The organism is Flindersiella endophytica (assembly GCF_054779015.1).
On sequence record NZ_BAAGYY010000016.1, the window covers coordinates 1 to 23687 of the forward strand.

The following is a 23687-nucleotide window of genomic DNA, read 5'->3' on the forward strand; positions in this document are numbered from 1 at the left end:
AGCGTGGCGGCCGTGGTGGCCGCGGCGGTGACCGTGGTGGTCGTGGCGGCCGCGGTGGCGACCGTGGCGGAGCGCGCGGCGGCGAGCAGCAGCAGGCGCAGGCCGCTCCGGCCGAGCAGCCGGCGGCGCCGGCAGCCGCGCCCGACTCTGGGGCCCAGCCCAGCGCGAGTGGACAGGAGGGCTGAGCATGCTCATCCCGCGTAAGGTCAAGCACCGCAAGCAGCACAGCCCCAAGCGCGGTGGCCGTGCCAAGGGCGGTACGTCCGTGACGTTCGGCGAGCTGGGCATCCAGGCGCTCGAGGGCCACTACGTCACCAACCGGCAGATCGAGGCAGCTCGTATCGCCATGACCCGGCACATCAAGCGTGGCGGCAAGGTGTGGATCAACATCTTCCCCGACCGCCCGCTGACCAAGAAGCCCGCTGAGACCCGGATGGGTTCCGGTAAGGGCTCGCCGGAGTGGTGGGTCGCCAACGTCAAGGCCGGCCGTGTGATGTTCGAGCTCTCGTACCCGAACGAGAAGATCGCTCGCGAGGCCCTTACTCGTGCGATCCACAAACTTCCCATGAAGTGCCGCATCGTCACTCGAGAGGGGGCGGAGTCCTGATGGCGATGACCTCGAAGGCCACCGAGCTGCGCAACCTCGGTGATGAAGAGCTCGCCGACAAGCTGCGCGAGGCCAAGGAAGAGTTGTTCAACCTGCGCTTCCAGGCTGCTACCGGTCAGCTCGAGAGCCACGGCCGGCTGCGTACCATCCGTCGCGAGATCGCCCGGATCTACACGGTGATGCGCGAGCGTGAGCTCGGCATCGTCGATGCCCCGGTCGAGGCGACCGCCGGAGGCGAAGCATGACAACGAGCGAGAAGGTGGAGAACGTGGCTGACACCACTGCCGACACGGGCCGGACGCGGGGCTTCCGCAAGACCCGCGAAGGGCTCGTCGTCAGCGACAAGATGGACAAGACCGTTGTGGTTCTCGTCGAGGACCGGGTCAAGCACCCGCTCTACGGCAAGGTCATTCGCCGTACGAGCCGGCTGAAGGCGCACGACGAGGCCAACTCGTGTGGCGTCGGCGACCGCGTGCAGATCATGGAGACCCGGCCGTTGTCCGCGACCAAGCGCTGGCGCGTCGTCGAGATCCTCGAGAAAGCCAAGTAGGAGCAGCCGTGATTCAGCAGGAGTCGCGCCTCAAAGTGGCCGACAACACCGGTGCCAAGGAGATCTTGTGCATCCGTGTGCTCGGCGGCTCCGGGCGACGCTACGCCGGGATCGGCGACGTCATCGTCGCGACGGTGAAGGACGCCATCCCCGGTGGCAACGTGAAGAAGGGCGAGGTCGTGAAGGCGGTCGTCGTCCGTACGGTCAAGGAGCACCGTCGTCCCGACGGCTCCTACATCCGGTTCGACGAGAACGCGGCCGTGCTGCTCAACCCGAACGGTGAGCCCCGCGGCACTCGTATCTTCGGCCCGGTGAGCCGTGAGCTGCGCGAGAAGCGCTACATGCGCATCGTGTCGCTCGCTCCGGAGGTGTTGTAGATGGCTGCCCCAGTCAAGCAGCAGCAGAAGAAGAAGTTGCAGCTGAACATCAAGAAGGGCGATCACGTGCTCGTGATCGCCGGCAAGGACAAGGGCGTCGAGGGCCGCGTGATCGGCGTCGACCGTGTCAAGGGCCGGGTGCTGGTCGAGGGCGCCAACCGCGTCAAGCGGCACACCAAGGTCCAGCAGGCGCAGGGCCGCCAGGGCAAGACCGGCGGCATCGTGACCCAGGAGGCGCCGATCGACGTCTCCAACGTCACGCTGCTGGTCGAGGTCGACGGCAAGAAGGTGCCGACTCGCGTCGGCTACCAGCGCCGTGAGGTCGAGAAGCGCCGCGCCGACGGTTCGACGTACACCGGTTACCGCAGCGTGCGTATCGCGGTGAAGACCGGCGAGGAGATCTGAGGATGACGGCCGTAACAGAAGAGAAAGTGCAGCCTCGCCTGAAGCTGCGCTACCGCGAGGAGATCGTGGCGAACCTGCGCAAGCAGTTCAGCTACGCCAACCCGATGCAGACGCCGACGCTGGTCAAGGTCATCGTCAACATGGGTGTCGGTGACGCGGCCCGCGACTCCAAGCTGATCGACGGCGCCGTCCGCGACCTGACCGCGATCACGGGTCAGCGTCCGGCGGTCACCAAGGCCCGCAAGTCGATCGCGCAGTTCAAGCTCCGCGAGGGCATGCCGATCGGCGCGCACACGACGCTGCGTGGCGACCGGATGTGGGAGTTCCTCGACCGGCTGCTGTCGCTGGCACTGCCGCGCATCCGTGACTTCCGCGGGCTGTCGCCCCGGCAGTTCGACGGGCGTGGCAACTACACCTTCGGTCTCACCGAGCAAGTGATGTTCCACGAGATCGACCCGGACCGGATCGACCGGTCGCGTGGCATGGACATCACGATCGTGACCACGGCAAGCAACGACGACGAGGGTCGCGCCCTGCTCAAGGAGCTCGGCTTTCCCTTCGCTGAGCGGTAAGGAGCACTGGACAGATGGCGAAAACCGCGCTGGTCAACAAGGCGAAGCGGAAGCCGAAGTTCGCGGTCCGCGCCTACACCCGCTGCCAGCGGTGTGGCCGGCCGAAGGCGGTCTTCCGCAAGTTCGGCCTGTGCCGGATCTGCGTGCGGGAGATGGGCCACCGTGGCGAGCTTCCCGGCGTGACCAAGAGCAGCTGGTAACCAACTTAGACCTCTAGCGCCGAAGGTCCGCGGCCCCGCAAGGCCAGCGGAAACCACGGCGAGAAAGTGGGCTCACAGCACCATGAGCATGACCGACCCGATCGCAGACATGTTGACTCGTCTGCGTAACGCCAACCAGGCGTACCACGACAGCACGACGATGCCCTACAGCAAGCTGAAGGCCGGCATCGCCGAGATCCTCCAGCAGGAGGGGTACGTCGCGGGCTGGCACGTCGAGGAGCCGGCAGAGGGCGTCGTCGGCAAGACGCTGACGGTCCAGCTGCGCTTCGGTCCCAACCGGGAGCGTTCGATCGCGGGGATCCGCCGGATCTCCAAGCCGGGTCTGCGGGTGTACGCGAGGTCGACCAACCTGCCGCGCGTCCTCGGCGGCCTCGGGATCGCGATCATCTCGACATCCCAGGGCCTGCTGACGGACCGGCAGGCAAGCAAGCGCAAGGTAGGCGGCGAAGTCGTCGCCTACGTTTGGTGACGAAGGCCGGAAGGAGGAAGAGAACCGTATGTCGCGGATTGGCAAGCTCCCCATTCCGGTGCCTTCGGGTGTCGATGTCACGATCGACGGCCAGACGGTCACGGTGAAGGGGCCCAAGGGCACCCTGAGCCACACTGTCGCGGTGCCCATCCAGGTGAAGCAGAACGACGGCAACCTGGAGGTCCTGCGCCCGGACGACGAGCGTAAGAGCAAGGAACTCCACGGGCTGACCCGCACGTTGGTCTCCAACATGGTGACCGGCGTGACCGCCGGCTACGAGCGCAAGCTCGAGGTCATCGGCGTCGGTTACCGCGTGGTACCCAAGGGACCCACGAACCTCGAGCTGTCCCTGGGCTACAGCCACTCGATCAGCTTCGAGGCGCCCGAGGGCATCACGTTCGCCGTCGAGTCGGCGACGAAGTTCTCGGTCTCGGGGATCGACAAGCAGAAGGTCGGCGAGGTCGCGGCGAACATTCGCAAGCTGCGCAAGCCGGAACCGTACAAGGGCAAAGGTGTGCGGTACGCCGGCGAGCAGGTCCGCCGCAAGGTCGGAAAGGCGGGCAAGTAAGCGATGGCGACCAGTCTCAAGCTGCACAAGTCCACGAGCACCAAGGCGCGGTCTCGGCTGCGCCGCCAGCTGCGTGGCCGCAAGAAGATCTTCGGGTCGGCGGCCCGGCCGCGCCTGGTCGTGACGCGCTCGGCGCGCCACGTCTTCGCGCAGGTGGTCGACGACACGATCGGCCAGACGCTCGTATCGGCTTCCACGATGGAGGCCGACCTGCGGACGCTGGACGGCGACAAGAAGGCCAAGTCCCGCAAGGTCGGCGAGCTGCTCGCCGAGCGGGCCAAGGCCAAGGGTGTCGAGGCGGTCGTGTTCGACCGCGCCGGCAACCGCTACCAGGGCCGGCTCGCGGCGCTCGCAGAGGGCGCTCGCGAGGGCGGGCTCCAGTTCTGACGTTCGGAAAGCTAGGAGAAGGTAATGGCACAAGCCCAACAGCGCCGCGGTGGTGGCACTGGTGGCGAGCGCCGGGACCGCCGGGACGAACGTCGGGGCGGCTCGGTCCAGGAGAAGGTCGCCTACATCGAGCGTGTTGTCTCGATCAACCGGGTGGCCAAGGTCGTCAAGGGTGGTCGCCGGTTCAGCTTCACCGCGCTGGTCGTGGTGGGCGACGGTGACGGTACTGTCGGCGTCGGCTACGGCAAGGCCAAGGAGGTCGCGTCCGCGATCGCCAAGGGTGTCGAGGAAGCCAAGAAGCACTTCTTCAAGGTGCCGCGGATCCAGGGCACGATCCCGCACCCGGTGCAGGGTGAGAAGGCCGCGGGCGTGGTGTTGCTGCGTCCGGCCTCTCCCGGTACCGGTGTGATCGCGGGTGGCCCCGTTCGCGCGGTCCTTGAGTGCGCAGGCATCCACGACGTACTGAGCAAGTCGCTCGGCTCGGCCAACGCGATCAACGTCGTGCACGCCACCGAGACGGCTCTGAAGATGCTCGAGTCGCCGGAGAAGGTCGCGATCCGTCGTGGCCTGCCGGTCGAGGACGTGGCGCCGGCGGCGCTGCTGAAGGCGCGAGCGGAGGTGCCCGCGTAATGCCGCAGCTGAAGGTCAAGCAGGTCAAGTCCAAGATCGGCTGCAAGCAGAACCAGCGCGAGACGCTCCGCACCCTCGGTCTGAAGAGGATCGGTGCGGAGGTCGTGCGCGACGACAGCCCTGAGGTCCGGGGCATGATCGCGACCGTGGCACACCTGGTCGCGGTCGAGGAGGTCAAGTAGTCATGGCTGCATCGGAAAACGGCAGTCCGCTGAAGGTGCACCACCTGCGCCCGGCACCCGGTGCCAAGAAGGCCAAGGTCCGGATCGGCCGTGGTGAGGCCGGCAAGCGCGGCAAGACCGGTGGTCGCGGTACCAAGGGCACGAAGGCCCGCGGTCAGGTGCCCGCGCGGTTCGAGGGTGGCCAGCTGCCGCTGCACATGCGGCTGCCCTACCTCAAGGGCTTCAAGAGCCCGTTCCGCAAGGAATACCAGGTGGTCAACCTCGACCGCCTTGCTCTGCTCTTCCCGGAGGGCGGCGAGGTTACGGTCGAGAGCCTGGTAGCCAAGGGCGCGGTGCGTTCCGGCCTGCCGGTGAAGGTGCTGGGCGAGGGCGAGATCCAGGTCGCGCTGCAGGTCAGCGCGCACAAGTTCTCTGGCTCCGCCCGCGACAAGATCGTCGCTGCCGGCGGCACTGCCACTGAGCTGTAAGAGGCGCGGGGCGCCCTGGTGGGTTGATCAGAACCCCACCAGGACGCCCCTCTTTCGCTGTGCGGCTGTTAAAGTCCATTGGACCAGGGGGGACGCTCGCGTACCCCCGGACATGTCGTCTCAGCTAGGTACCGACACCGAACTCGACCGCCGGCCAGGCTGGCACAGCAGGAGGACAGGGTGCTTTCCGCGTTCGTAAACGCGTTCAAGACGCCGGACCTGCGTAAGAAGCTGCTCTTCGTCCTGTTCATCCTCGCGCTGTTCCGGCTCGGCTCGTTGTTGCCGACGCCCGGCGTGGATGCCAAGGCGCTCAAGGCTTGCGTCACGCCACTGATGGCGGACCAGAGTGGTGCCAACGCGATCTACGGCATGATGAACGTCCTGTCCGGCGGCGCGCTGCTGCAGCTGTCGGTCTTCTCGCTGACGATCATGCCGTACATCACGGCGAGCATCATCCTGCAGCTTCTGACGGTCGTGATCCCGCGGCTGGAGACCCTCAAGAAGGAGGGTCAGACCGGCACGCAGAAGATCACGCAGTACACCCGTTACCTCACGATCGGCCTGGCGATCCTGCAGTCGACGACGATCATCGCGCTGGCCCGCTCGGGCAACATGTTCCGCGGTGGCGCGAAGGAGTGCCAGAGCATCATCCCCGACGCCAGCATCTTCAAGCTGGCCACGATGGTCGTCGTGATGACGGCGGGCACCGCGGTCATCATGTGGTTCGGTGAGCTGATCACCGAACGTGGCGTCGGTAACGGTATGTCCGTGCTGATCTTCACCTCGATCGCGGCCGGCTTCCCGACCTCGCTCTGGGCGATCCAGAAGACCCGCGGCTGGGGAGTCTTCCTCGCCGTGATGGCGGTCGGTCTGGTGATCATGGCGGCGGTCATCTACGTCGAGCAGGCGCAGCGCCGGATCCCGGTGCAGTACGCCAAGCGGCAGATCGGCCGGCGCTCCTACGGCGGCTCGTCGACCTACATCCCGCTGAAGGTCAACCAGGCGGGCGTCATCCCGGTGATCTTCGCGTCCAGCCTGCTCTACATCCCGATCCTGGCGGCGGGCTTCAACCCGCAGGCCGGCTGGGCCGTGTGGATCCAGGGCAACTTCCAAAACGGTGACCACTGGATGTACATGATCAGCTATTTCGCGCTGATCTTGTTCTTTACGTTCTTTTACGTCGGAATCACGTTCAACCCGAAGGACGTGGCGGACAATATCAAGAGGTACGGAGGATTTGTCCTAGGCATTCGGGCGGGTAAGCCGACGGAGGAATACCTGCAGTACGTGTTGTCGCGGATCACCGCGGCGGGCTCCTTGTACCTGGGCCTGATCGCACTGATCCCGCTGATCGCCTTCGCGACGATTCAGGCGAATCAGAACTTCCCGTTCGGAGGTACCTCCATTCTGATCATCGTTGGTGTCGGTCTCGACACCGTGAAGCAGATCGAGAGTCAGCTGCAGCAGCGGCACTACGAAGGGTTCATGCGCTGATGCGGCTTCTCATCATGGGCCCGCCGGGCGCGGGGAAGGGCACACAGGCGACAGAGATCGCGAAACGGCTGTCCATCCCGGCCATTTCCACGGGTGAGATCTTCCGTAAGAACGTCAGCGAGCACACCCTGCTCGGCCGCGAGGCGCAGCGCTACCTCGACCGGGGCGAGTACGTCCCCGACGAGCTCACCAACTCCATGCTGCGCACCCGGCTCGACGAGCCCGACACCGAGGGTGGCTTCCTCCTCGACGGCTACCCCCGCACGCTCAAGCAGGTCGAGACGCTCGACAAGATCCTCGCCGACGAAGGGGTGGCGCTCGACCGCGTGATCGTCCTGCACGTCGACGAGGAGGAGTTGGTCAAGCGGTTGCTCGGCCGCGCGAAGTCCTCCGGTCGTTCCGACGACACCGAGGACGTCATCCGGCGTCGGCTCGAGGTCTACTCCGAGCAGACCGAGCCGCTGCTCGACGTCTACGCCCAGCGCGGGCTGCTCGACATCGTCAATGGCATGGGCGACATCGACGACGTCACCAACCGCGTGCTGAAGTCACTGGTCAACGAGGCGTAGGTTTTCGTTGTTGTTCGGTGAAAAGGTCCAGCTGAAGACTCCTGAGCAGCTGGCGTTGATGCGTGAGGCGGGCCTGGTGGTCGCCCGCACGCTCGAGCTGCTGCGCGATGCCGTGGCACCAGATGTGACGACGGCCGATCTCGACGCGCTCGCCGAGGAGAACATCCGGCGATCGGGTGCGGTGCCGTCGTTCAAGGGCTACCACGGCTATCCCGGGTCGATCTGCGCCTCGGTCAACGACGAGGTGGTCCACGGCATCCCCGGCGGCCGCGCGCTGCGCGAGGGTGACCTGATCTCGATCGACTGCGGCGCGATCTTCTCCGGCTGGCACGGCGACTCCGCGGTGACCGTACCCGTGGGTGAGGTGGCGCCCGAGCTGGCCGAGCTCTCCCGGGTATGCGAGGAAGGCATGTGGCGCGGCCTCGCGGCCTACAAGCTGGGCGGCCGGCTGTCAGACGTGTCGGCGGCCGTCGAGACGTACGTACGCGGCCAGGGCGACTACGGCATCGTCGAAGACTACGTGGGCCACGGGATCGGCACCGAGATGCACATGGCGCCGAACGTGCCGAACGTCGGCAAGCCCGGGCGCGGCCCGCGGCTGGTACCGGGGTTCACGATCGCCGTCGAGCCGATGATCACGCTGGGCGGACGCGAGACCGACGTGCTCGAGGACGACTGGACGGTCGTCACCCGCGACGGGTCGTCGTCGGCGCACTGGGAGCACACGATCGCGCTGACCGCCGAAGGCCCGTGGGTGCTCACGGCGCTGGACGGGGGAGCGGCCAAGCTCGCCGAGCTCGGCGTGGCCTGCGGCGCTCCCACCGGCGCGTAAGCGAGTCGCGGTTTTCCGCAGTTTCCGCTCCGCAGGCCGATGAGGTCGGCTGCGGCGTGCCGTCTACCCAGCGATGATGGATGTACGCACGCAGGAGGTGGTGGGCCGATGAGTGAGTCCACGCTCGAGGACCAAGCCGCGCTGACCGACCAGTTGTTCGAGCACAGGCGCGAGATCGTCGGATACTGCTATCGCATGCTGGGCTCGGCGTTCGAGGCCGAGGACGCAGCGCAGGAGACGCTGGTGTGCCTGGCGCCACCACGACGCGTTCGAGAATCGCTCCAGCCTGCGCACCTGGCTCTACCGCATCGCCACCAACGTCTGCCTCGACCTGCTCGACGCCGGCAAGCGCAGGGCCCGTCCGATGGACCTCTCCGCTCCGGCGGTCGACCCGGCGTCGCCGGGGGAGGCGCTGCCGCTGGCCAGGTGGGTCGAGCCGGTGCCGGACCGTTGGGTCCTCCCGGCCGGTGGAGACCCGGCCGCGGCGACCATGGCCCGCGAGTCGATCCGGCTGGCGTTCGTCGCGATGCTGCAGTACCTCCCGCCCTGGCAGCGGGCGACGCTGCTCCTGCGCGAGGTGGCCGGCCTGTCCACACCCGAGATCGCCGAGCTGGTGGGCACGACACCACAGTCGGTGAACAGCGCGCTGCAGCGGGCCCGCGCCACGCTGGCCGGCCTGCGGGCCGGAGCCGAAGGCGATGCCGGACCGATGGGCGGCACGACGCCCACGCGACCGCTGAACGCCGCGCAGTCCGTGCTGCTGGAGCACTTCGTCAATGCGTTCGAGAGCTTCGACATCGACGCGTTGGTGTACCTCCTTCACATCGACGCCACGTTGTCGCTGCCGCCGTACACCACGTGGATCCAGGGTCCGGAGGGGATTCGCCGCTGGTTGCGCGGCCCGGGTGTCGGCTGCCGTGGATCGCGACTGGTGCGGACGTTCGCCAACGGATCGCCGGCGTTCGGGCAGTACCGTCCGAGCGAGACCGGCCAGGGCTACGACCCCTGGGCACTGCACGTGCTGGAGATTCGCGACGGACGGATCTCCGGGCTGAACGCGTTCCGTGCGACCGACCGGCTGTTCCCGCTGTTCGGCCTGCCCGCGCGGCTCGATGCTGAGGGAAAACCCGCGCCCCTTTTCGGGTGATCCCTGATGCGCGCCCCCACCCGGGGGAGGCAAACTAGGGCCGTGGCCTACGGACCGGAGATGCGGGCATCGGACGGCGATCGCGAGAAGATCGTCGGCCGGTTGCGGGACGCGCACGTGGAGGGTCGGCTGTCAGCCGACGAGTTCGAGGATCGGCTGAACGCCGCCTATACAGCGCAGACCTACGGCGAGCTGGAACCGCTCATCCGAGACATTCCGGTCATGCGTACGCACAAGACGCCTGACATCGTCAAGCCGCAGCAGATGCCCGTTCCGCCGCCGAGGGGCAGGGAAGGCGGCGGCGACCGCGCGATGCGCGTGCTGTGGACGATCTGGGCCTGCGCGGTCAGCATCAACCTGGTGATCTGGGTGCTCGTGTCGCTCGGCAACGGCAACCTGGAGTACTTCTGGCCGATGTGGGTGGCCGGCCCGTGGGGTGCCGTGCTGCTGACGATCGACATCATCCGGCGCTCGGCCAAGCCACGCGCCTGACCCCGCCGCCGTGCCCTGGGCTATCGTTGACGTTTCCGGGGTGATTTTGGCAGTTCAGCGCTAGTGAGATACCCTGCGATTCGCATCTTGTCGGCGTGTCGCGTACACTTCACGGTCGGTCTGTGTGCCGTGAGATGATGTTGCGCTGGCTCTGCTCAAACCCTGAACTCAACGATTGTGGAGGATATGCCTAGGAAGGAAGGCGTCATCGAGATCGAAGGTACGGTCATCGAGGCGCTACCCAACGCGATGTTCCGCGTGGAGCTTCAGAACGGGCACAAGGTCCTCGCGCACATCAGCGGCAAGATGCGGCAGAACTACATCCGGATCCTCCCCGAGGATCGCGTAGTCGTCGAGCTGTCGCCGTACGACCTTAACCGTGGGCGGATCGTCTACCGCTACCGCTAAGAGAGAGACATGAAGGTCCAGCCGAGCGTCAAGAAGATCTGTGACAAGTGCAAAGTGATCCGCCGTCATGGCCGGGTCATGGTGATCTGCGAGAACCCGCGCCACAAGCAGCGCCAGGGTTGAGCGAAGATCACACCCCGCACGCAGGTGCACAGACGTAACAAGTAAAAACGCGGATCGCTCGTCCAGGTCGACTTCCTGGGCGTCGCCCCCGGACCGGAGGCCGGGGCCCTATCGGGCAGGTAGGGACGCACCGCGTACCGAAACCTCCGCGAACCCGAAAGGACACCTGCCCGAAGATGGCACGTCTCGTCGGCGTAGACCTCCCGCGCGACAAGCGCATCGAGGTCGCGCTCACCTATATCTACGGCATGGGCCGTACCCGCGCTCAGGAGACGCTGCGTGAGACCGGGGTCAGCCCGGATCTGCGCGTCCACCAACTGGGCGACGATGAGCTGGTCAAGCTCCGCGACTGGATCGAGGCGACCTACAAGGTCGAGGGTGACCTCCGCCGTGAGGTCGCGGCCGACATCCGGCGCAAGATCGAGATCGGTTGCTACGAAGGTCTGCGGCACCGTCGCGGCCTTCCAGTTCACGGTCAGCGCACCCGGACCAACGCGCGTACGCGCAAGGGCCCGAAGAAGACCGTGGCCGGCAAGAAGAAGCCCGGCAAGAAGTAGCCGAGACCTCGACAGCGACAGGAGCTTTCACACCACATGCCACCCAGGAGCAAGACTGCCGGTGCCGCCAAGAAGGTGCGCCGCAAGGAAAAGAAGAACGTCTCTTTCGGTCACGCGCACGTCAAGAGCACGTTCAACAACACGATTGTCACGATCACCGACCCGACCGGTGCGGTGATCTCGTGGGCCAGTGCCGGCACCGTCGGCTTCAAGGGCTCGCGCAAGTCGACGCCGTTCGCGGCACAGCTGGCCGCCGAGGCTGCTGCCCGCCGCGCGATGGAGCACGGCATGAAGAAGGTCGACGTCTACGTTCGCGGTCCGGGTTCCGGCCGCGAGACCGCGATCCGTTCCCTCACGGCCACCGGCCTCGAGGTCGGAACGATCCAGGACGTCACCCCCGTGCCCCACAACGGATGCCGGCCGCCCAAGCGGCGCCGGGTCTGAGACAGCGCGACACGAGCCCTAAGAGCCCGAAGGAGTAAGCAGAGACATGGCCCGTTACACCGGCCCCATGACCAAGAAGTCGCGCCGGCTCGGCACCGACTTGGTCGGCGAGGACAAGGCGTTCGAGCGCCGTCCTTACCCGCCCGGCCAGCACGGCCGCGGCCGTCCGAAGGAGAGCGAATACCTTCTGCAGCTTCGCGAGAAGCAGAAGGCTCGCTACACCTACGGCGTGCTGGAGAAGCAGTTCAGCAGCTACTACAAGCAGGCGTCGCGCAAGACCGGCAAGACCGGTGACCTCCTGCTGCAGCTGCTCGAGCGCCGCCTCGACAACGTGATCTACCGCTCGGGCATCGCCCGCACCCGCCGGGCCGCACGCCAGATGGTCGTGCACGGTCACTTCCTGGTCAACGGCCAGAAGGTGAACATCCCGAGCTACCAGGTGAGCGAGCACGACGTGATCGACGTTCGGCCGAAGTCCCGGGAGATGACGCCGTTCATCATCGCCCGCGAGACCCAGGGCGACCGTCCGGCTCCGGGGTGGCTGGAGGTGCTGCCGAACACGCTGCGTGTGCTCGTGCACCAGCTCCCGACCCGGCAGCAGATCGTCGTTCCGGTCAACGAGCAGCTGATCGTCGAGTACTACTCGAAGCTCTAGTCGCTGACGTACGCCGCGCGGGGGCGTGATTCGCACCCGCGCGGCACAATGGATAGCAACACCACCTTCGCGACTGTCATATGGCGGACAGCGCGGAAAGGAAGAAAATCTCATGTTGATCGCACAGCGCCCGACTCTGGCCGAGGAAGTTGCGGGCGACTACCGCTCGCGCTTCGTCCTCGAGCCGCTGGAGCCCGGCTTCGGTTACACCCTCGGCAACTCCATCCGCCGCACGCTGCTGTCGTCCATCCCGGGCGCGGCGGTCACGAGCATCAAGATCGACGGCGTGCTGCACGAGTTCTCGACGATCCCCGGTGTGAAGGAAGACGTCACCGAGGTCGTCCTCAACCTCAAGGAGCTCGTCGTCTCCAGCGAGCACGACGAGCCCGTCACGATGTACCTCCGCAAGCAGGGCCCCGGCGACGTCACGGCCGCCGACATCGCCCCGCCGACCGGTGTCGAGGTGCACAACCCCGACCTGCACATCGCGACGCTCAACAGCAAGGGCAAGCTCGAGATGGAGCTGGTCGTCGAGCGCGGCCGCGGCTACGTCTCCGCCGTGCAGAACAAGCGCGCCGACGCCGAGATCGGCCGGATCCCGGTCGACTCGATCTACTCGCCGGTGCTGAAGGTCACCTACAAGGTCGAGGCGACTCGTGTCGAGCAGCGCACCGACTTCGACCGGCTGATCCTCGACGTCGAGACCAAGTCGTGCATGCAGCCGCGCGACGCGGTGGCGAGCGCCGGCAAGACGCTGGTCGAGCTGTTCGGCCTGGCCCGTGAGCTCAACGTCGACGCCGAGGGCATCGACATCGGCCCGTCGCCGGTCGACGCGCAGCTCGCGCAGGACCTCGCGCTGCCGGTCGAGGACCTCAACCTCACGGTCCGTTCGTACAACTGCCTCAAGCGCGAAGGCATCCACACCGTGGGTGAGCTGATCTCGCGCAGCGAGCAGGACCTGCTGGATATAAGGAATTTCGGCGCCAAGTCGATCGACGAGGTGAAGGCCAAGCTCGCGGGCATGGGCCTCTCGCTGAAGGACAGCGCCCCGGGCTTCGACCCGAGCGCTGCTGTCGACGCGTTCGACGACGAGGACGACGACAACTACGACGCCGCCGAGACCGAGCAGTACTAAACGTACTGACGTCCTGACAGCGGTGAGCCGCTGAGCCGGGCTCGACCTGAGCCCGGCCAGACAACCGAAACCCCGGTACCTCATACGGCCGGACCGACGCCGGTACCTCACACGGCCGGTGCAGGAAGGAGAACCACCCATGCCCAAGCCCACCAAGGGTCCCCGTCTCGGCGGCAGCCCGGCGCACGAGCGGATGCTGCTGGCCAACCTCGCCACCGAGCTGTTCAAGCACAGCAAGATCACGACGACCGAGACCAAGGCGAAGCGGCTGCGTCCGTTCGCCGAGCGGCTGATCACCAAGGCCAAGCGCGGCGACCTGCACGCGCGGCGCCAGGTGCACTCGGTCATCCGCGACAAGAGCGTCGTGCACTCGCTGTTCGCCGAGATCGGACCGGGCTTCGCGAGCCGGCCCGGCGGCTACACCCGGATCACCAAGGTCGGTCCGCGTAAGGGCGACGCCGCGCCGATGGCCGTCATCGAGCTGGTCGACCCGATGCCGGAGGCGGCGACGGTGACCACAACGGACGCGCCGGCCGACTCCGCTCCGGCTCCCGCCGAGGAGACGAAGGCGGAGGCCACCGACGTCGACACCACCGAGGCTGAAGCCAAGGACGAGGACAAGTCCTGACGCACTCGCAGCAACCGCCACGACCCGCCGCTCCGGATTCGGACGGCGGGTCGCGGCGTTGTGTGCGGTTGCGGATCGATCTCGGGTACGACGGCACGGAGTTCTCCGGCTGGGCCGCGCAGCCGGGCCGGCGTACGGTGCAGGGCGAGCTGGAGGCCGCGCTCACGACCGTGCTGCGGCTGCCCGCACCGGCGGCGCTGACCGTCGCCGGGAGGACGGACGCCGGCGTACACGCGCGGGGACAGGTGAGCCACCTGGACGTTCCCGCCGACGTCGAGGTGCCGGTCTCGGAGCTGGAACGGCGGCTGAACGGGACACTGCCCGACGACATCCGCGTGCACCGGGTCGCCGTGGCGCCGGAGGGGTTCGACGCACGGTTCTCGGCGGTCTGGCGGCGGTACGCCTACCGGCTGAGCGACGGGCCGGAGAGCGCCGATCCGCTGCGCCGGCACGAGGTACTGCCGTGGCCCTGGCCGCTCGACCTGGCCGCGATGAACGCCGCGGCCGCGGCGCTGACCGGCGAGCACGACTTCGCCGCGTACTGCAAGCGGCGCGAGGGCGCGACCACGATCCGCGCGCTGCTCGACTTCGGCTGGTCCCGCGACGACGACGGCCTGGTGGTGGCGCGCGTGGTCGCCGACGCGTTCTGCCACTCGATGGTGCGGGCACTGGTCGGCGCTCTGCTCGCCGTCGGCACCGGACGCAAGCCGGTCTCGTGGCCGGCCGTGGTGCTGTCGGCCGGCGTACGCGACTCGGCCGTTCAGGTCGTGCCGGCGCGGGGACTCACGCTGGAGGAGGTCGGTTACCCTCCGGACGGCGAGCTGGCCGCCCGGGCCGGTGAGGCCCGCCGGATGAGGAGCCCTCTACCGCGATGAGCGATCACTACTTCTCGGCCGTGCCGGACTCCGCGGCCTCGCCGCGGACGGTTCGCTTCGACGCGTACGGCGCGTCGTACGAGCTGGGATCCTCGACCGGTGTCTTCTCCAGCGACCGGCTGGACCTCGGCACGTCGGTGCTGATGCGGGAGGCGCCGCTGCCGGGGCGGGCGGGGACGTTCCTGGACCTGGGCTGCGGCTGGGGTCCGATCGCGTGCGTGCTGGCCGACCGGGTGCCGGGCTCGACGGTGTGGGCGGTCGATGTGAACACGCGGGCGCTGGAGCTGGCCGCGTCGAACGCGCGGAAGCTCGGGCTGCCGGTTCGTACGGCCCTGCCTGATGAGGTGCCCGAAGAGCTGGAGTTCGACGAGATCTGGTCGAACCCGCCGATCCGGGTGGGGAAGGCGGCGCTGCACGAGCTGCTGGAGCGTTGGCTGCCGCGGCTGGCGGCCGACGGTGTGGCGTGGTTGGTGGTCGGCAAGAACCTGGGCGGCGACTCGTTGCAGCGCTGGCTGAACGACCAGGGCTGGCGTGCCGGGCGGCACGCCAGCGCCAAGGGTTTCCGGGTGTTGCGAGTGAGCCGATAGCTCAGCGCGGGGCAGGGACGCGGGTCGGTCTCGGAGTGGGCTGGGGAACCGGTGTGGACGGATCGGTGGTCGCCGTCGGTACCGGCTCGGGGTCGGTGGTGGCGGTCGCTGTCGGCTCGGGGGCGTCGGTGGGCAGCGTCATGGCCGTCGGCTCCGGGGTCGGTGCGTCCGACGGCATGGCTGTCGGCCTGGGCGTCGGCTGAGTGGTTGCCGTCGGCTCGGGGTCGGCGCAGGTCGGCTCCGGCGCCGGGTCGTCGTACGGCTTCGGCCGCGGAGTCGGAGGCACCGTGCCGGACTTCGGCAAGGCTTCGGGTGTCGGCGGCTCGGTCGGCTCGGGATCCGGGGCCGTCGCGGTCGCCTTGGGTTCGGGATCCGTCGGCTGGGGTTCTGCCGGCGTCGCCGTCGGGTACGGCGTTGGGTACGACGTCGGCTCGGGCGTAGGAGGTTGTGTGGACTCCGTCGGGCACACGGGCGCCGGCTCGGGTCCGCCGTCCGCCGGGTCGAACACGTTCTGCAGCGCGGGCAGCGTCGCCGCCGCGCCGAGCACACCGACGACGGCGAAGGTCGCCCCGCCCACCATCGCGACCCGCTTCACGTTCCCGCGTCGCCGCGCCTGCCGCAGCGCCTGGTCGGCCAGCCCCGGAACCGGCCGGACGAGCTGGCCGAAGGCCTTGAGCGTGCTCCGGAACTCCTCTTCGTTCACTGCTTTACCTCCGTTGTCAGGACAGGCGGATGGGCGAGCTCGGGAGCGACCACGCGCAGCCTGGCCAGCGCGCGGCTGGACTGGCTGCGTACGGTGCCGACCGAGCAGCCGAGGATGTCGGCGACCTCGCGTTCGGGCAGGTCCTCGAAGTAGCGCAGCACGAGGACGGCCCGCTGCCGGGTGCCGAGCCGGTGCAGGGCCTGCCAGACATCGACCCGGTCGGCGGCCTGCTCGGCCACGCCCGCGCCGGAGATGCGTTCGGGCGCGCTGGCCACCAGATCCTCGCGCGCCCGCGCCCGGCGTCGCCACCAGCTGACCTGGTCGTGGTACAGCGTCCGCCGGGCATACGCCTCGGGGTCGTTCACCTTGCCCCAGCGGGCGGCCAGCTTGGCCAGGGCCGTCTGTACGAGGTCCTCGGCCAGATGCTGGTCGCCCGTCAGGACGTACGCCGTACGCAGCAGCGCGAGCGATCTCGCTTCCACGAAGTCGCGGAACTCGCGTTCAGCTCGGTTGTCCACGAAGTTTTCCCCTGTCGTTGGGCTCTCAACTTCCCAGACGCCCAGAGCGTGCCGCGACTATGCATGCGTACGAGCGGATTTCGTGCGGCTAGCTCAACCCGTACGCCCGGGTGATCGTCTGCTCGACGGTGTTCCCGTTGGTGTCGGCCGACTTCGCCCGGATCGTGACGTGGGTGCCCTGCGGCGTGCTGACGGTGGCGAGCCAGCGGTTGGAGCCCACGCGGGTCAGCTTGGTGTCGATCCAGGTCTGGCCGTCGTCGACCGAGACGTCGACGTCCAGCGTGCGGACCGGACCGGCGGTGGAGCCGGCCTGCCGCTGGACCGTCACCGGCACGGTGTACGTGGGCCGCCAGGTCACCTGGTTGCGCTCGTTCACCGCCGGCGCGAACTGGATCGTCGACACCGGCAGGGCCGCCGGTCCGTCGGTGTGGGCGGACCCGAACGTCCACGCCGCGCTGAACTTGGTCGAGATGTCGGCCAGCGGCCGTTCGAAGCTCGTCTCGAGCCGGTAGCTGCCAGGTGCGGGGTCGAGCCCGTACGCGTCGATGTATCCGTACGAGAGGAACTCCTGTTGGAGCGTCCCGTCGCGGTACAACGCGGTCCGAGGGTTCTCCACGCCCGCGTACGGTGCCTGGAGGTTGACGTGGCCGGACCGGTCGGACAGCAGCGGAGTCTGGACCGCGATGAGGTCGCCGTTCCGGGCGAACCACGGCCACGGGTCGTCCGAAAGATCAGGCGCGGGCCGGAGCCAGGTCGGAATCTGCGGGCCCAGCACGGCCGAGTTCCAGGTCTCGCGATAGCTCCGCCCGGCCACGTAAGACCTGCTCCGAGCGGTGCCGAGGTAGTTCAGCTCGACCGAGCCCTGGGTCGGGTCGAACGGAGGCGCGTGCTCGTAGAAGTTCGCACTCCACCGCACGTCACCGCTCGACAGATGGAGAGTGACGGTTGCCGGCAGGTCGAACCGGAAGCTTCCAGGGCTGGAGCTGATCCCGCCGAGGCTGGCGCCGGGCATGAGCCGGGACCTCGACCCCGTGGCGCTGGAGAACTGCCGCGACGTCACGGTCGCCAGCTCCGCATCGGTGACGGTCTTCCGCAGCCCGGTCGGATACGCCGGCTCCCGCCACATCAGACCGTAGATGTACGGCGTGTTGAAGAACCGCATCTCGTACTCCGTGGCACCGCTCGGCTTGCCCCACTGCCCGTCGACGTAGACCTCCATCTCCTCCGCGGGGACGGCCGGGCCGAGCTGTGCGGTGAAGTGGTGGTCGAGGTCGAGTAGGGCGAACGCGCTGCCGTACACCGGCTTCCCGTCCACGAAGCGCCGGAAGTGGATCTGGCCGTTCGCCAGCTTCGCGGACGGCTCGGGAAGCGTGACCTCGAGCGGCCGCCCGAGGCGGGCGTCCGCGCTGATCGTGGTGTCCCGGTCGAGATCGATCAGAGGCTGGACGAGCCGGGTGCGTTCCTCGCCGTTCGCTGTCGCCGTGGTGATCTGGGCGTCCAGGAGATACCTGCCCTCGGGCAGGTCGGCCTGGAACGACGGACCGTCGACCGGCATCTCGAAGTCGGAGTCGAGCCCCACGAGCACGGTGCCGGAGTTCTGGGCGGGCTCGCCGTTGCGATCCAGCACCTCGATCGTCAGCGTGTGCGTCTCGGTACGGGTTGTCGTTTGGCTGGACGGCCGTGCTGGCTGTGCTGATACGGCCGCCTGCGCTGTCGTACCGAGGCCCAGGGCCAGTCCGGTGACGAGCACGAGCACAGGCATGACTGTGCGTCTCATGGAGATTCCCCCTCCTGAAGCTCCGTAATGGAGCCCTACATCTCACTAGGAGTGTGCTGGTGCGCCGGTGGTTGCTGGAGAAACGCGAAATGCGTTCGCTTCCTCGCCGGTCCACCGGTCACACTGGGTGGCGTGGGTCATGTGGATGTCGCAGGAGTGGAGTTCGAGCTGCCGGACGGTCGGCGGCTGCTCGACGACGTGTCGTTTCGGGTCGGCGAGGGCGCCAAGGTCGCGCTGGTCGGGGCGAACGGGTCGGGCAAGACCACGCTGCTGAAGATCGTTGCCGGGGATGTGCAGTCGCACGGCGGGTCCGTCGTACGTACCGGAGGGCTCGGCGTGATGCGCCAGTTCGTCGGCAGCGTGCGCGACGACACCACCGTCGAGCAGTTGCTGCGTTCGGTGGCGCCGCCGCGAATCCAGGCCGCGGCCGAGGCTGTCGAGCAGGCCGAGCTCGCGATGATGCAGCGCGACGACGAGAAGACCCAGCTGCGGTACGCCCGGACGCTCGCCGAGTGGGGCGACGCCGGAGGCTACGAGGCCGAGGTGTTGTGGGACACCTGCTGCACCGAGGCGATCGGCATCCCGTTCGACCGGGCGCGCTACCGCGAGGTGCGCACGCTCTCCGGCGGTGAGCAGAAGCGGCTCGTCCTGGAGGCGTTGCTGCGCGGCCCCGACGAGGTGCTGCTGCTCGACGAGCCCGACAACTACCTCGACGTACCCGCCAAGCGCTGGCTCGAGGAGCGGATGCGCGAGTCCCAGAAGACGATCCTCTACGTCTCGCACGATCGTGAGCTGCTCGCCAACACCGCCACCCGGGTCGTCACGGTGGAGCTCCAGATCGCGGGCAACTCGGCGTGGACCCATCCGCAGGGTTATGCCACCTATCACGCCGCGCGCAGGGCCCGGTTCGAGAAGCTCGAGGAGCTGCGGCGCCGCTGGGACGAGCAGCACGCGAAGCTGAAGGCGTTCGTCGCGTTGATGAAGCGGCGTGCGATGGTCAACGACGGTGCCGCGGCTGCCTACAAGGCGGCGCAGACCCGGCTGCGGAAGTTCGAGGAGGCCGGGCCGCCGCAGGCGCTGCCGCGCGAGCAGAACGTCGAGATGCGCCTGCGCGGCGGACGCACCGGCAAGCGCGCCGTGGTGTGCGAGTCGCTCGAGCTGACCGGGCTGATGAAGCCGTTCGACCTCGAGGTCTGGTACGGCGAACGGGTCGCGGTGCTGGGCTCCAACGGCTCCGGCAAGTCGCACTTCCTGCGGCTGCTGGCCGCCGGCGGTTCGCTGCCGGACGTCGAGCACCGGCCGGTGGGCGAGGTCCCGATCGCGCCGGTCGAGCACCAGGGCATGGCGCGGCTGGGCGCGCGCGTACGGCCGGGGTGGTTCGCGCAGACGCACGAGCACCCGGAGCTGATGGGCCGCACCCTGCTCGAGATCCTCCACCGCGGCGACGACCACCGCGACGGGATGCCACAGGAGCAGGCGGCGAAGGTCCTGGACCGCTACGAGCTGGCGCATGCGGGCGAGCAGGTCTTCGAGTCGCTGTCTGGTGGACAGCAGGCGCGGCTGCAGATCCTGCTGCTGGAACTGTCGGGTGCCACCCTTCTGCTCCTCGACGAGCCGACCGACAACCTCGACGTGGTCTCGGCGGACGCGCTGGAGGACGGCCTGGCGGCGTTCGAGGGCACGGTGCTGGCAGTCACCCACGACCGCTGGTTCGCCCGCGGCTTCGACCGCTACCTCGTCTTCGGCGCCGACGGCTCCGTCTACGAGTCCGACGAACCAGTCTGGGACGAAGGCCGCGTCAGGCGAGTCCGCTGAGCCGGCACCGCCGACTCTCGCGCCTCCGGAGCTGATCGGCCACCCTGCGCGAGAGCCCGCCGATGAGAAGTTCGGTGGGCTGCAAACCTCCTGCGGTCCTCAACCCCTCTCTACAGGTAACGGATCACGTCCTGAGGAGGGGATGAGCAGGATGCACCGAAGATCCCTGATGTGCCTGGCGATTCCGGCGATCCTGGCGTTCGGCCTGGCCGCGCCCGCGGCGCCGAGCCTGGCCCAAGCTTCCACACAGCAGGCCGCGAACGGCGGACGGTCGAACGGCGCGAGCGTCACGGTCACGTTGCTGACGGGCGACCGGATCACCGTCACCGGCAAGGAGCCGACCGGCGCCACCATCGAACCCGGCGCCGGCCGGGAGCACGTTCGGTTCCGCCAATACGTCGCCGACGGCCACCTGCATGTCGTTCCGGGAGATGCCGGGCCGGCGCTCGCCAAGCGGACGCTCGACCCGAGGTTGTTCGACGTCACCGCGTTGGTCGAGGCGGGCTACGACGACCAGCACAGCAAGCACATCCCGCTCATCGTCGAGGGCAAGGCCGCACCGAAGCACGCGACCGTACGCCGGGATCTCCGCGCCGTCGGGGCCCGTGCCGTCGCCGTCGACAAGCGGCAGGCGTCGGCGTTCTTCAAGCAGGCAAGCACGACAGGCAAGATCTGGCTGGACGGCAAGCGCCGTCTCCTGCTCGACCAGAGCGTCCCGCAGATCGGAGCTCCCACCGCCTGGGGCGCCGGCTTCACCGGCGAAGGCACCACTGTCGCCGTGCTCGACTCGGGCATCGACGAAGGCCACCCGGACCTCGCCGACGCCGTCCAGGCCACCAAGGACTTCACCGGCGAAGGCATCGACGACACGGTTGGCCACGGCACCCATGTCGCCTCGATCGTCACCGGCAGCGGAGCCGCCTCGGGCGGGAAGTACAAGGGCGTCGCGCCCGACGCGAAGCTCCTCGTCGGAAAGGTCTGCTTCAGCGACTGGTGCGACGAGTCCGCGATCCTCGCCGGCATGCAGTGGGCGGCCGAGGGGCAGCACGCCGACGTGGTGAATCTCAGCATCGGCGGACCGGACGATCCCGGCCTCGACCCGCTCGAGGACGCCGTCAACACCCTCACCGAGCAGACTGGAACGCTGTTCGTCGTGGCCGCCGGCAACGAGGGCCCGGCCGACCACACGATCTCCAGCCCTGGCAGCGCCGAGGCCGCACTGACTGTCGGCGCGGTCGACAAGGCGGACGAGCTGGCTGAGTTCTCCAGCCGGGGACCGAGCCCCGGTGACTCCGGCCTCAAGCCGGACCTCACCGCACCCGGCGTGGGCATAGTCGCCGCCCGGGCGGAGGGAACGGAGATCGGCACGCCGGTCGACGACGCCTACACGAGCCTCGACGGTACGTCGATGGCCACCCCGCACGTCGCCGGTGCTGCCGCCCTGCTCGTCCAGCAGCACCCCGACTGGACGGCTCAGGAGCTGAAGTCCGCACTCACCAGCTCCGCCGCGCCCGGCGACGGGCTCGGCAGCTTCGCGCAGGGGACCGGCCGCGTCGACCTCGCCAGGGCGATCAGCCAGCAGATCGTGCCCGGGCCGGCGAGCCTCTCGTTCGGCAAGACGGCCTGGCCGCACAACGACGACGAGCCGGTCACGCGCCGCCTCACCTACCGGAACGACGGCGCCACCGACATCACGCTGAACCTCACGGCCGAGCTGGACGGCCCGGACGGCCGCCCGGCACCGGCCGGCGCGCTGACCCTGGACACCGGCCGGCTGACGGTTCCGGCAGGAGGCACCGCTGCGGTGACTGCCACCGTCGACACCAGCTTCGAGGGTGCCGACGGCGCCTACGGCGGCCGGATCACCGCCACCGCCGGCGATCTGCGGCTCGTCACAGCGGTCGGTGTCGAGCGCGAGGGAGAGATGTACGAGCTCACCGTCGGCAGCGTCGACCGCACCGGCGGCCCGCCACCGATCGCGAGCTACTCGCTGACCGGCCTGGACAACGGATTCGGCGGGATCTGGTTCGGCTCCGGCGAGGAGACTCAGACGTTCCGGCTGCCTCGCGGCCGGTATCTGCTGGACGGGCTGGTCGACACCGGCGAAGGCGAGGACTCCACGGCCAGCCTGATCGTCCGCCCGAACCTGCTGCTGGACCGCGACACCGAATGGACCGCCGACGCCCGCCTCGGCCAACCGGTCGAGGTCGAGGTCGAACGGCCGACCGCGGAGATGGCGCGGGCGGAAGTCGGCTACCAGGTCACCACGGAGTTCGGCGGCTGGGGAACGGGCGTGAGCACACAACAGCTCGATCACATCTTCGCCGCGCAGGTGGGCCCGGACCAGCCGGACTACCACTTCTTCGCGACGGTCGCCTCGAGCTGGGGCGAGCTCGACGACAACGGAAGTCTCGCCGGCAGTCCGTACGTCTACGGCGTGCTGGACTATCGGTCCGGCCGGTTCTGGAACGGTTACCACAAGGCCGTACGCGACCGCGAGCTCGCTCGCGTGGTCAGCCTGCACACGGCACAAACGGCCGGGCACGAAGCCTTCCGCTCGCTGGAGGGCGGCCCGCCGGGAGCGATGCCGACGTTCCGTACGAGCTGGGGCGTCGCGCTGCCGTCGCGGACCACCCTCCTGCTGTCGGCCGGCCCCGGCTGGGAACAGGGCTTCGGTGAGTTCGTACGAACCGACGACGGCGAGACAGACCTGCTGAGCAGCCTGGTCGACACCGAACGCGTCTACCGTCCCGGCAAGACCGTGGTGGAACGCTGGAACGCCGCCGCGTTCACGCCGGGCTTCACCGGCAGACGTGGCATGTGGGCCGCGCGGGAAGGCGACACGATCTGGTCGGAGCTGTCGATGTACGGCGACCAGAACGGCCACGCCGGCTCCACGTCCGCGCTCGACTCGTGGTCGACGGCGCTGTACCGCGACGGCGAGAAGGTAGCGGACGGCGACTGGTTCGGCATGATCTGGGCGGACGGGCTGCCGGCGACTCCGGCCGACTACCGTCTCACGCTCGAGGCGGATCGTTCGAGTGCTTTCGACCTGTCGACGAAGACCTCGTCCACCTGGGAGTTCCGTTCGGCGGCGACGGAGTCCGCACAGCCGTTGCCGTTGTGGGTGGCGCGGTACGCGCCCGCCGTCGACGACCACAACCGGGTTCCGGCCAGGCCGCACGGGGTGCCGATGCGGCTGGAGACGATCGAGGGCGCGCCGGCCGGCGAGATCGAGTCGCTGACCGTCCGAATCTCCACCGACGACGGTGCGACCTGGAAACGGGTCAAGCCGAGGCGCCTGCACGGCAACACCTGGTTGCTCGGTGTGAAACCGCCGGCCGGGTCGGCGTACGTCTCGATCGACGTCGCCGCATCCGACTCGAACGGCAACCGGATGCACCAGACCACGATGCACGCATATGCCCTGAAGTGAGGCGCAAAGTAGGCCAGGGAATCTGACCGAAACACCGTACGACTGTTTGCTGCATGG

The 23687-nt window shown here is 68.4% G+C and carries 33 protein-coding genes; 30 read left to right on the forward strand and 3 right to left on the reverse strand.

Annotated elements, in window-relative coordinates; translation table 11 throughout:
• The 28 genes from ACYVF6_RS17300 to ACYVF6_RS17435 all read left to right on the forward strand — a co-directional run.
• Window positions 1–185, forward strand: a 185-nt coding sequence (locus tag ACYVF6_RS17300; RefSeq protein ID WP_460522388.1) for a hypothetical protein, incomplete at its 5' end; no start/stop codon positions are given.
• A gap of 2 nt (window positions 186–187) precedes the next feature.
• Window positions 188–607 (forward strand): large ribosomal subunit protein uL16, encoded by a 420-nt coding sequence (gene rplP / locus ACYVF6_RS17305; RefSeq protein ID WP_460522390.1) that lies wholly within the window; start codon window positions 188–190, stop codon window positions 605–607.
• Window positions 607–852: a large ribosomal subunit protein uL29 gene (gene rpmC, locus ACYVF6_RS17310; RefSeq protein ID WP_460522392.1), complete on the forward strand. Its 246-nt coding sequence runs from the start codon at window positions 607–609 to the stop codon at window positions 850–852. The genes rplP and rpmC overlap by 1 nt, the downstream gene beginning before the upstream one ends.
• Window positions 849–1157 (forward strand): small ribosomal subunit protein uS17, encoded by a 309-nt coding sequence (gene rpsQ / locus ACYVF6_RS17315; protein ID WP_460522394.1) that lies wholly within the window; start codon window positions 849–851, stop codon window positions 1155–1157. Before rpmC ends, rpsQ begins: the two co-directional genes overlap by 4 nt.
• A gap of 8 nt (window positions 1158–1165) precedes the next feature.
• Window positions 1166–1534, forward strand: coding sequence for a large ribosomal subunit protein uL14 (rplN, locus tag ACYVF6_RS17320; RefSeq protein ID WP_460522396.1), 369 nt, complete (start codon window positions 1166–1168; stop codon window positions 1532–1534).
• Entirely contained in the window at window positions 1535–1939 is a 405-nt protein-coding gene (rplX, locus tag ACYVF6_RS17325; protein WP_460522398.1) for a 50S ribosomal protein L24, read from the forward strand.
• Between the two features lie 2 nt (window positions 1940–1941).
• Window positions 1942–2511 carry a large ribosomal subunit protein uL5 gene (gene rplE / locus ACYVF6_RS17330; protein WP_460522400.1) on the forward strand — a complete coding sequence of 190 codons (570 nt, stop codon included), beginning with the start codon at window positions 1942–1944 and terminating at the stop codon, window positions 2509–2511.
• 14 nt (window positions 2512–2525) lie between these two features.
• Window positions 2526–2711, forward strand: a complete 186-nt coding sequence (locus tag ACYVF6_RS17335) for a 30S ribosomal protein S14 (protein ID WP_460522402.1) — start codon at window positions 2526–2528, stop codon at window positions 2709–2711.
• Between the two features lie 82 nt (window positions 2712–2793).
• The gene (gene rpsH, locus ACYVF6_RS17340; RefSeq protein ID WP_460522404.1) at window positions 2794–3201 is read left to right on the forward strand and encodes a 30S ribosomal protein S8; all 408 of its coding nucleotides are present in this window, start codon (window positions 2794–2796) and stop codon (window positions 3199–3201) included.
• A gap of 28 nt (window positions 3202–3229) precedes the next feature.
• Window positions 3230–3769 carry a 50S ribosomal protein L6 gene (gene rplF, locus ACYVF6_RS17345; RefSeq protein WP_460522406.1) on the forward strand — a complete coding sequence of 180 codons (540 nt, stop codon included), beginning with the start codon at window positions 3230–3232 and terminating at the stop codon, window positions 3767–3769.
• A 3-nt stretch (window positions 3770–3772) separates the two neighbouring features.
• Complete coding sequence (gene rplR, locus ACYVF6_RS17350) at window positions 3773–4156, forward strand: 50S ribosomal protein L18 (RefSeq protein WP_460522408.1); 384 nt, start codon at window positions 3773–3775, stop codon at window positions 4154–4156.
• A gap of 24 nt (window positions 4157–4180) precedes the next feature.
• Entirely contained in the window at window positions 4181–4786 is a 606-nt protein-coding gene (rpsE, locus tag ACYVF6_RS17355; RefSeq protein WP_460522410.1) for a 30S ribosomal protein S5, read from the forward strand.
• Entirely contained in the window at window positions 4786–4968 is a 183-nt protein-coding gene (gene rpmD, locus ACYVF6_RS17360) for an uL30 family ribosomal protein (protein ID WP_460522412.1), read from the forward strand. Before rpsE ends, rpmD begins: the two co-directional genes overlap by 1 nt.
• A gap of 2 nt (window positions 4969–4970) precedes the next feature.
• Window positions 4971–5435: a large ribosomal subunit protein uL15 gene (rplO, locus tag ACYVF6_RS17365; protein WP_460522414.1), complete on the forward strand. Its 465-nt coding sequence runs from the start codon at window positions 4971–4973 to the stop codon at window positions 5433–5435.
• A gap of 180 nt (window positions 5436–5615) precedes the next feature.
• Window positions 5616–6929: a preprotein translocase subunit SecY gene (gene secY / locus ACYVF6_RS17370; protein WP_460522416.1), complete on the forward strand. Its 1314-nt coding sequence runs from the start codon at window positions 5616–5618 to the stop codon at window positions 6927–6929.
• On the forward strand, window positions 6929–7498 hold the full coding sequence (locus tag ACYVF6_RS17375) for a nucleoside monophosphate kinase (protein ID WP_460522418.1): 570 nt from the start codon (window positions 6929–6931) through the stop codon (window positions 7496–7498). Before secY ends, ACYVF6_RS17375 begins: the two co-directional genes overlap by 1 nt.
• Window positions 7499–7505: 7 nt before the next feature.
• Window positions 7506–8330, forward strand: coding sequence for a type I methionyl aminopeptidase (map, locus tag ACYVF6_RS17380; protein ID WP_460522420.1), 825 nt, complete (start codon window positions 7506–7508; stop codon window positions 8328–8330).
• A 307-nt stretch (window positions 8331–8637) separates the two neighbouring features.
• Window positions 8638–9477, forward strand: coding sequence for an RNA polymerase subunit sigma-70 (locus ACYVF6_RS17385; protein WP_460523095.1), 840 nt, complete (start codon window positions 8638–8640; stop codon window positions 9475–9477).
• A 42-nt stretch (window positions 9478–9519) separates the two neighbouring features.
• On the forward strand, window positions 9520–9969 hold the full coding sequence (locus ACYVF6_RS17390) for a DUF1707 SHOCT-like domain-containing protein (RefSeq protein WP_460522423.1): 450 nt from the start codon (window positions 9520–9522) through the stop codon (window positions 9967–9969).
• A gap of 186 nt (window positions 9970–10155) precedes the next feature.
• Window positions 10156–10377, forward strand: coding sequence for a translation initiation factor IF-1 (infA, locus tag ACYVF6_RS17395; RefSeq protein ID WP_460522425.1), 222 nt, complete (start codon window positions 10156–10158; stop codon window positions 10375–10377).
• A 9-nt stretch (window positions 10378–10386) separates the two neighbouring features.
• The gene (gene rpmJ, locus ACYVF6_RS17400) at window positions 10387–10500 is read left to right on the forward strand and encodes a 50S ribosomal protein L36 (RefSeq protein WP_020575560.1); all 114 of its coding nucleotides are present in this window, start codon (window positions 10387–10389) and stop codon (window positions 10498–10500) included.
• A gap of 176 nt (window positions 10501–10676) precedes the next feature.
• Window positions 10677–11057: a 30S ribosomal protein S13 gene (rpsM, locus tag ACYVF6_RS17405; protein WP_460522428.1), complete on the forward strand. Its 381-nt coding sequence runs from the start codon at window positions 10677–10679 to the stop codon at window positions 11055–11057.
• Between the two features lie 36 nt (window positions 11058–11093).
• Entirely contained in the window at window positions 11094–11501 is a 408-nt protein-coding gene (gene rpsK / locus ACYVF6_RS17410; RefSeq protein ID WP_460522430.1) for a small ribosomal subunit protein uS11, read from the forward strand.
• A gap of 46 nt (window positions 11502–11547) precedes the next feature.
• Window positions 11548–12156, forward strand: a complete 609-nt coding sequence (gene rpsD / locus ACYVF6_RS17415; protein ID WP_460522432.1) for a 30S ribosomal protein S4 — start codon at window positions 11548–11550, stop codon at window positions 12154–12156.
• Between the two features lie 112 nt (window positions 12157–12268).
• Window positions 12269–13291 (forward strand): DNA-directed RNA polymerase subunit alpha, encoded by a 1023-nt coding sequence (locus tag ACYVF6_RS17420; RefSeq protein WP_460522434.1) that lies wholly within the window; start codon window positions 12269–12271, stop codon window positions 13289–13291.
• Window positions 13292–13430: 139 nt separating this feature from the next.
• The gene (rplQ, locus tag ACYVF6_RS17425; protein WP_460522436.1) at window positions 13431–13919 is read left to right on the forward strand and encodes a bL17 family ribosomal protein; all 489 of its coding nucleotides are present in this window, start codon (window positions 13431–13433) and stop codon (window positions 13917–13919) included.
• Window positions 13920–13981: 62 nt separating this feature from the next.
• Entirely contained in the window at window positions 13982–14794 is an 813-nt protein-coding gene (gene truA, locus ACYVF6_RS17430; protein WP_460522438.1) for a tRNA pseudouridine synthase A, read from the forward strand.
• Window positions 14791–15381, forward strand: a complete 591-nt coding sequence (locus ACYVF6_RS17435; RefSeq protein ID WP_460522440.1) for a class I SAM-dependent methyltransferase — start codon at window positions 14791–14793, stop codon at window positions 15379–15381. Before truA ends, ACYVF6_RS17435 begins: the two co-directional genes overlap by 4 nt.
• Window position 15382: 1 nt before the next feature.
• Here the strand turns inward: ACYVF6_RS17435 and ACYVF6_RS17440 are convergent, their stop codons facing one another.
• The 3 genes from ACYVF6_RS17440 to ACYVF6_RS17450 all read right to left on the reverse strand — a co-directional run bounded on the left by ACYVF6_RS17440 (window position 15383) and on the right by ACYVF6_RS17450 (window position 18379).
• Complete coding sequence (locus ACYVF6_RS17440; protein ID WP_460522443.1) at window positions 15383–16084, reverse strand: hypothetical protein; 702 nt, start codon at window positions 16082–16084, stop codon at window positions 15383–15385.
• Window positions 16081–16602, reverse strand: coding sequence for a SigE family RNA polymerase sigma factor (locus tag ACYVF6_RS17445; RefSeq protein ID WP_460522445.1), 522 nt, complete (start codon window positions 16600–16602; stop codon window positions 16081–16083). The genes ACYVF6_RS17440 and ACYVF6_RS17445 overlap by 4 nt, the downstream gene beginning before the upstream one ends.
• 88 nt (window positions 16603–16690) lie before the next feature.
• Entirely contained in the window at window positions 16691–18379 is a 1689-nt protein-coding gene (locus tag ACYVF6_RS17450) for a hypothetical protein (RefSeq protein ID WP_460522447.1), read from the reverse strand.
• Between the two features lie 132 nt (window positions 18380–18511).
• Here ACYVF6_RS17450 and ACYVF6_RS17455 point away from each other — a divergent pair, with 132 nt between their 5' ends.
• Both ACYVF6_RS17455 and ACYVF6_RS17460 read left to right on the forward strand, forming a co-directional pair.
• Window positions 18512–20194, forward strand: coding sequence for an ABC-F family ATP-binding cassette domain-containing protein (locus ACYVF6_RS17455; RefSeq protein ID WP_460522449.1), 1683 nt, complete (start codon window positions 18512–18514; stop codon window positions 20192–20194).
• Window positions 20195–20345: 151 nt separating this feature from the next.
• A complete protein-coding gene (locus tag ACYVF6_RS17460; protein ID WP_460522451.1) occupies window positions 20346–23630 on the forward strand; it encodes a S8 family peptidase in 3285 nt (1094 codons plus the stop codon).
• Window positions 23631–23687: the final 57 nt, after the last annotated feature.